This is a genomic window from Arthrobacter sp. E70 (assembly GCF_058266945.1).
Genome location: NZ_JBYQFR010000027.1, coordinates 1 through 7946, shown reverse-complemented (window position 1 = coordinate 7946; position 7946 = coordinate 1). Strand labels below are relative to the sequence as shown.

The 7946-nt window shown below is 64.9% G+C and carries 3 protein-coding genes; all 3 read left to right on the top strand.

The annotated features are described in order from the left end of the window. Positions 1-179 precede the first annotated feature (179 nt). The 3 genes from AC3IMC_RS20310 to AC3IMC_RS20300 are packed head-to-tail and all read left to right on the top strand — an operon-like array spanning position 180 to position 7697. Positions 180-2222: an alpha-1,4-glucan--maltose-1-phosphate maltosyltransferase gene (locus AC3IMC_RS20310; RefSeq protein WP_490920706.1), complete on the top strand. Its 2043-nt coding sequence runs from the start codon at positions 180-182 to the stop codon at positions 2220-2222. Continuing rightward, positions 2219-4012, top strand: a complete 1794-nt coding sequence (gene treS, locus AC3IMC_RS20305) for a maltose alpha-D-glucosyltransferase (RefSeq protein ID WP_454486833.1) — start codon at positions 2219-2221, stop codon at positions 4010-4012. Before AC3IMC_RS20310 ends, treS begins: the two co-directional genes overlap by 4 nt. Before the next feature lies 1 nt (position 4013). Continuing rightward, a complete protein-coding gene (locus tag AC3IMC_RS20300; protein WP_490920705.1) occupies positions 4014-7697 on the top strand; it encodes a 1,4-alpha-glucan branching enzyme in 3684 nt (1227 codons plus the stop codon). Positions 7698-7946: the final 249 nt, after the last annotated feature.

Here is a 7946-nt window from a genome sequence, read left to right as displayed (position 1 = left end):
AACCGACAACCTGCCTGCCGGGAACCAGCATTGGGTTTCTTTTGGGTAAATGACCGGGGCATGAAGAAAATGGCGGGCGGCACGGCGAAATTGATGAGCAGCCTTAGCAATCTTCGGCATTTCTCGCTAACGTCGAGCCTGTGACGACTAACTCAGGAACCAGTGCCGCATCAACCAAAATGCTCCAGCGCCGTATCACCGAGGGTCTGCGGTTCGGGCGTTTTCCCATCACCGCCGTGCAGCCCGTCGTTGAGGGCGGCAGGTTTCCGGCGAAGGCAGTGCCGGGGGAGGGCATCGTTGTCGGTGCCACCGCCTTCCGCGAAGGCCATGACCAGCTCGGCGTCAGCGCCGTGCTCCTGGACCCCAGCGGAGCCGAGCGCCAGCGCGTACGGCTCACGCCGCCCCGCGGGGAACGCGGCATGGGCACGGACCGCTGGGAAGGCATCCTCACGCCGTCGGAAACCGGCAACTGGTCCTTCCTCATCGAAGCGTGGCATGACCGCTACGGAACCTGGCACCACAACGCGGAGGTGAAGATCGACGCCGGCATCGACGTCGAGCTCATGCTTGCCGAAGGTGCCAAACTGCTGGCCGAGGCGGCACAGGAAGACTTCCGCAGCGAAGCGGACCGGGGAGCGCTCCGCCACGCCGCAGACGTCCTGGCCGACCAGTCACGTGGCACGGAAGAACGGCTCGCCGCAGGGTTCAGCCAGGAGATTGCCGGCATCGTTGACCGCGAGCCCATCCGCGAGCTCGTCACTGCCTCCGAAGAGTTCCCCCTGCTGGTGGAGCGGGACCGCGCCGGCCGCGGTGCCTGGTACGAGTTCTTCCCCCGGTCCGAAGGCGCCGTCAAGGACCACACCACCGGCACCTGGACGTCCGGCAACTTCCGCACCGCCGCCAGGCGGCTCGACGCCGTGGCTGCCATGGGATTCGACGTCCTCTACATGCCGCCCATCCACCCCATCGGGGTGCAGCACCGCAAGGGACCCAACAACACGCTGGTGGCCGGACCCAACGACCCCGGTTCGCCCTGGGCCATCGGTGCGAAGGAGGGCGGCCACGACGCCATCCACCCCGACCTCGGGTCCTTCGAGGATTTCGACGCCTTCGTGGCGCGGGCCAATGAACTTGGCCTTGAGGTTGCCCTGGACCTTGCCCTCCAGGCGGCGCCGGACCACCCGTGGGTGCAGTCCCACCCGGAGTGGTTCACCACGCGGGTAGACGGCAGCATTGCGTATGCGGAAAATCCGCCCAAGAAGTACCAGGACATTTATCCGCTCAATTTCGATAATGACCCTGAAGGGCTTTCCCGCGAAATTCTCCGGATTGTGCTGCTTTGGGTCAGCCACGGAGTAAAGATATTCCGGGTCGATAACCCGCACACCAAACCGGTGTGGTTCTGGGAATGGCTTATTGCGGAAGTGAATAAGGAAGTTCCCGGCGTCGTCTTCCTGGCCGAAGCCTTCACCCGGCCGGCCATGATGCACGCACTGGGCAGGGCCGGCTTCCAGCAGTCCTACACCTACTTCACCTGGCGCAACACGAAGAAGGAGATCGAGGCCTACTTCAACGAAGTCAGCCACGAGTCCCCGGCGTTCTTCCGCCCCAACTTCTTTGTGAACACCCCGGATATCCTCACCGAGTACCTGCAGTACGGCGGCCCCGCCGCGTTCCGGGTCAGGGCCGTCCTCGCTTCCACGGCCAGCCCGCTATGGGGTGTCTACGCCGGCTACGAACTGTACGAGCACGTGGCCCGGCCGGGCGCCGAGGAGTACATCGACAACGAGAAGTTCGAGTACAAGGCGCGGGACTGGGATGCCGCCGCGGAGTCGGGCCGCACCCTGGCCCCGTACATCACCCGGCTGAACCACATCCGGCGGGACCACCCGGCGCTGCTGGACCTGCAGAACCTGACAGTCCACCAAAGCACCGATGAGTCCACGGTGGTCTACTCGAAGCACAAGACGCTTCCCGATGGGTCCAAGGACACCATCATCGTGGTGGTCAACGTGGACCCGCACGTCACCAAGGAATGCAGCGTGGCCCTGGACCTGGCAGCCCTGGAACTGGATCCGCAGGACCTGACGCCGGGAGGCGGCTTCTACGTCGACGACCTGATCTCCGGCCAAAGCTGGGAGTGGGGCGAGTACAACTACGTGCGCCTGGATCCGCACGTGGAGCCCGCCCACATCCTGAGCGTGAGGAGAATGCATTCGTGAATTTCAATCCGCAAAGTTCCGGCCATTTCACTCCCAAGAACACCTTCGAGCTCAATGCACCCGGCCTTCAGCATGATCCGCTGTGGTACCGGAAAGCCGTGTTCTACGAGGTGCTGGTCAGGGCCTTCGCGGATGCCAACGGTGATGGGTCCGGAGATTTCTCCGGGCTCATCGACCGGCTGGACTACCTTCAGTGGCTGGGGGTGGACTGCCTCTGGCTGCCGCCGTTCTTCCAGTCGCCCCTGCGCGACGGCGGCTACGACATCTCGGACTACAACTCCGTCCTGGACGAGTTCGGCACCATCAGCGACTTCAAGCGCCTGGTGGCCGAAGCCCACGCCCGCGGCGTGCGTGTCATCATCGACCTGCCGCTGAACCACACCTCCGACCAGCACCCCTGGTTCCAGGAATCCCGGAAGGACCCGGACGGGCCCTTCGGTGACTTCTACGTCTGGAGCGACACCGACGAGAAATACCAGGACGCCCGCATCATCTTCGTGGACACGGAGGAATCGAACTGGACCTTCGATCCCATCCGCCGCCAGTTCTTCTGGCACCGGTTCTTCAGCCACCAGCCTGACCTGAACTTCGAAAACCCCAAGGTCATCGAGGCGCTCTTCGACGTGGTCCGGTTCTGGCTGGACCAAGGCATCGATGGGTTCCGGGCAGATGCCATTCCCTACCTCTACGAGGAGGAGGGCACCAACTGCGAAAACCTTCCGGCCACCCACGAGTTCCTCCGCCAACTGCGCGCCATGGTGGACGAAAGCTATCCGGGCCGGGTCATCATCGCCGAAGCCAACCAGCCGCCCAACGAGGTGGTGGAGTACTTCGGCACCGAGGATGAACCCGAATGCCACATGGCGTTCCACTTCCCGATCATGCCGCGCCTGTACTACGCGCTCCGGGACCAGAAGGCCGCGCCCATCATCGAGACCATGCGCGACACCCCGGATATCCCTGAGGGCGCGCAGTGGGGCACGTTCCTGCGCAACCATGACGAGCTGACCCTCGAAATGGTCACAGCCGATGAACGTGCAGCGATGCTCGGCTGGTACGCGCCGGACCCTCGCATGCGTGCGAACATCGGTATCCGGCGCCGCCTGGCCCCGCTGCTGGACAACTCCCGGGCTGAGATCGAACTGATCAACGCCCTGCTCCTCTCGCTTCCGGGCAGCCCGTTCCTGTATTACGGGGACGAGATCGGTATGGGAGACAACATCTGGCTTGAAGACCGCGACGCCGTCCGTACGCCCATGCAGTGGAACCCGGACCGGAACGCTGGCTTCTCGAACGCCGACCCCGGCAAGCTTTACCTGCCGCCCATCCAGTCGCTGGTGTACAACTACAGCATGGCCAACGTGGAAGCCGAGGCTGCCCACTCGGGGTCGCTGCTGCGCTGGACCCGGCAGATCCTCAGCGTTCGCAAGAACCACCCTGCGTTCGGCCTGGGTGGGTTCAAACACGTCGAAGCTGACCACGATGCCGTGCTGGCGTACCTCCGCGAGCTTCCGGACAACAACCCTGCCGGTGCCGCCGGCGAAAGCGTCCTCTGCGCCTTCAACCTCTCCCAGCACCCCGTCGCTGCCAGGCTGCGCGTCCCCGACTACGCCGGGCGCGGCCTGCGGGACGTTTTCGGCGGCCAGCCGTTCCCCGGTATCAATGACGACGGGAGCCTGACCCTGACGCTGGGAAGCCACGACTTCTTCTGGCTCCGCGTCAGGTCCGCCGCGTCCAACCCGTCCTCGCCCTACACCCAGGCCATGCCCATCCTGTCGATAGAGAACTGAGATGAACCAGCCAATCCTCACTCCCGCCCTGACCGCGCTGCTCAAGGAATGGCTGCCCCGGCAGCGGTGGTTCCCCGTCAAGTCTCCCGACTTCCACATGTCCCAGGCAGGCAGCCTGGGACTGGAAGATCCCACCGGCCACGCCGCACTGGCAGTCTTCCTGCTGAACGTCACCACGGAGGCGTCCGACGGCGGCACGCGGACTGCGGTGGTCCAGGTCCCCCTCAGCTTCCGCCCGGCACCCGCGGGTGGCATGGAGCGCGCGCTGGTCGGGGAAGCCGCGGGAACAGATCCGTCCCGCCCCTGGGTTTACGACGCGGTGCACGACCCCGACTTCGTGGGCGCGTGGCTGGAGCTCATCCGGCAGGAGGAAAAGGCGCCGAACGGAAGTGCCAGGGGGTACCGCGTAGAGGGACCCTACCGCCTGCCCACAGCCAAGGGCGTGGTGAAGGTCCTGAGCGGTGAGCAGTCGAACAGTTCCGTCATTGTTGACGACGGCGAGTCGGCGGCGATGGTGAAGTTCTTCCGCGTGCTTTCAGACGGCACAAACCCCGAAATCGAAGTTGGGGCAGCGCTGACCAAGGCGGGCACCGCTGAAGTACCGGCTACTCTCGGCTGGGTTCGGGGCGAGTGGCTGGCCAAGGCCGGCAACGGCCAGGGCACCAAGCCCGTCCGGGGCGAATTGGCGGTGGCCCACGAATTCCTTGTCGGGGGCCGCGACGCTTGGCGGCTCGCCGTCGATGCCGCCCGGTCGGGAACTGACTTCACCTCGGAGGCAAGAGCGCTGGGTGCAGCCACCGCCACCGTTCACCGCCGGCTCGCGGAGACCCTGGGGCAGTCGGACGGGACTGAAACTGGAACGTCTGTGGGGCAGGCTGTTGCCCAGCGGGTCCGCAGCGCATGGGCGGAAGCCCGCACCGCCGTCGGGCCCTATGACCAGGCGCTGGACGCCCTCTTGGACGGCCTCGACGACGCCCCGGCAGGCCCCCTCCAGCGAATCCACGGCGACCTCCACCTCGGGCAGATCCTCCAGGTCACGGGGCAGGCGGGCGACCAGTCCCGTTGGGCAATCCTCGATTTCGAGGGTGAGCCGCTGCGGCCCATTGCGGAAAGGAATGTTCCGGACGTTCCGCTGCGGGACGTCGTGGGCATGCTTCGCTCATTCGACTATGCAGCCGGAGCGGCCCAGCGCGAGCAGGAGGGGGCGCAGGTCCCGGATTCCTGGGTTGACGATTGTGCCGACGCGTTCCTTGCCGGTTATTCGGGGGTCATTCCGGGTACGGTTGACCGGTCCTCCCCCCTGTTTGTGGCATTGTGGCTGGACAAGGCGCTGTACGAAGTTGTTTATGAAATGCGTAACAGGCCCGACTGGCTGGCGATTCCAGTGAACGCCTCCAGGCGGCTCCTGAGCGGTAACGGCGCCGGCGATCAGGCCGGTGCAGCATCGGAAGGTAACGAAATGACAGGCTCAGCACGAACTGACCGCCCGGGGGTGCCGCTGCACGTGGATGAAGGCACCCTGGGCAGGATCGCAAACGGCGAACACCATGCCCCCCACTCAGTCCTGGGCGCGCACCTCGATGACTACGGACATGTCACCATCCGCACCGTGAAGCACCTCGCTGACGCGGTCACCGTCGTCACCGCAGGTGGCGAAGTTCCCATGCAGCACGAGGCGCACGGCGTGTGGGTGGCAGTCCTTGAACCGTTGCAGCAGGGCCATGTCCCGGACTACCGGCTTGCCGTCACCTACCCTGGCAAGGAACCGGTCACGGTGGACGAGCCCTACCGCTACCTGCCCACCGTGGGCGAGGTGGACCTGCACCTGATCAGTGAGGGTCGGCACGAAAAATTGTGGGAGGTGCTGGGCGCCCACGTCCAGCATTACAAGTCCTCGATGGGGGACGTGGACGGGGTCTCGTTCGCTGTCTGGGCGCCGAACGCGCAGGCCGTCCGGGTCAAGGGCGACTTCAACGCCTGGGACGGGCGCGAACACTCGCTCCGCTCACTCGGTTCGTCCGGTGTCTGGGAAGTCTTCCTTCCGGGTGTCGTGGCAGGGGCGTGCTACAAATTCGAGATCCTGACCAAGGGCGGGTACTGGGTGGAGAAGGCCGACCCCTTGGCATTCAACACCGAGGTGCCGCCGCTGACCGCGTCCCGCGTGGTGGAACGCTCCTACGCGTTCAAGGACGACGAATGGATGCAGGCCCGGGCCAAGCGGGACCCGCACAACTCCGCCATGAGCGTCTACGAGGTGCACCTGGGGTCCTGGCGGCTGGGGCTGGGCTACCGTGAACTCGCCAAGGAATTGGTGGAGTACGTGAAGTGGCTTGGCTTCACCCACGTGGAATTCATGCCGGTGGCAGAGCACCCGTTCGGCGGCTCCTGGGGTTACCAGGTCACGTCCTATTACGCGCCCACTTCGCGGTTCGGCCACCCCGACGAGTTCCGCTACCTGGTGGACACGCTCCACCAGGCCGGGATCGGCGTCCTGCTGGACTGGGTTCCTGCACACTTCCCGAAGGACTCGTGGGCGCTGGCGAAGTTCGACGGCGAGGCCCTCTACGAGCACGCCGATCCGGCGCTCGGCGAGCACCCCGACTGGGGCACCCTGATCTTCGACTTCGGCCGCACCGAGGTCCGGAACTTCCTGGTGGCCAACGCGCTGTACTGGCTGGACGAGTTCCACATCGACGGCCTTCGGGTCGACGCGGTGGCGTCCATGCTTTACCTCGACTACTCGCGCCAGGAGGGCCAGTGGCGGCCCAACCGCTTCGGCGGCAGGGAAAACCTTGAAGCCATTTCCTTCCTCCAGGAAGTCAACGCCACCGTTTACAAGACGCATCCCGGTGCTGTCATGATCGCGGAGGAATCCACCGCATTCCCCGGTGTCACTGCCCCCACCAGCCACGGCGGACTGGGCTTCGGCCTGAAATGGAACATGGGCTGGATGCATGACTCCCTCAAGTACGCCTCCGAGGATCCGGTCAACCGCAAATGGCACCATGGCACCGTGACGTTCTCCCTGGTGTACGCGTTCACGGAGAACTTCCTGCTGCCCATCAGCCACGATGAGGTGGTCCACGGCAAGGGCTCCATGCTCCGCAAGATGCCCGGTGACCGCTGGCAGCAGCTGGCAAACCTCCGCGCTTTCCTTGCCTACCAGTGGGCGCACCCAGGCAAGCAGCTCATTTTCATGGGCACCGAGTTCGGGCAGGAAGCCGAGTGGTCCGAGCAGCACGGCCTCGACTGGTGGCTCGCGGATATCCCCGCTCACAAGGGGCTGCAGTTGCTGACCAAGGACCTCAACGAGCTGTACAAGTCCACCCCCGCCCTCTACACGCAGGACAACGTTCCGGCAGGTTTCCAGTGGATCAATGGGGGAGACGCGGACAGGAATGTCCTCTCATTCATCCGCTGGGACGCCGAGGGCAATCCGATTGTCTGCGCCATCAACTTCTCGGGCGCCCCGCACGTGGGCTACACCCTGGGAGTGCCGGTTTCCGGTGTTTGGACGGAGGTCCTCAACACGGACCACACCACCTATGGCGGGTCCGGCGTCCTCAATGCGGGCGAACTGAAGGCTACTGGTGAAGGGCAGGACGGGCAGCCGGCAACGCTGACCGTTACGCTTCCCCCGCTGGGAGCTTCCTACTTCAAGCCGGGAGCATCGGCAGGAAGCTGACGGCAGGCTGGAAACCCCCAGGCCGGCAGGGCAGTAGAAGGCCCGGGATCCCCGTGATCTCGGGCTTTTTCCTGCCCTGAAGACGACCCCGGGAGGAGCCCACTGGCCTGGATTGGCCATCCCGGAAGAGTGGTGGTAGAGTTTATTTCCGCGCTGATCCACGAAGTCAGACGGAAACCGAAACCCCAAGCACTACGCTGAGGAAGTTCGCGGTGGCCCGTTTGACAAGGTGAAAGTCAGTGGGTAAGC

Coding starts and splice junctions, on each gene's coding strand:
- AC3IMC_RS20300 (WP_490920705.1), top strand. CDS start 4,014: ATGAACCAGCCAATCCTCACTCCCGCCCTGACCGCGCTGCTCAAGGAA.
- AC3IMC_RS20310 (WP_490920706.1), top strand. CDS start 180: ATGCTCCAGCGCCGTATCACCGAGGGTCTGCGGTTCGGGCGTTTTCCC.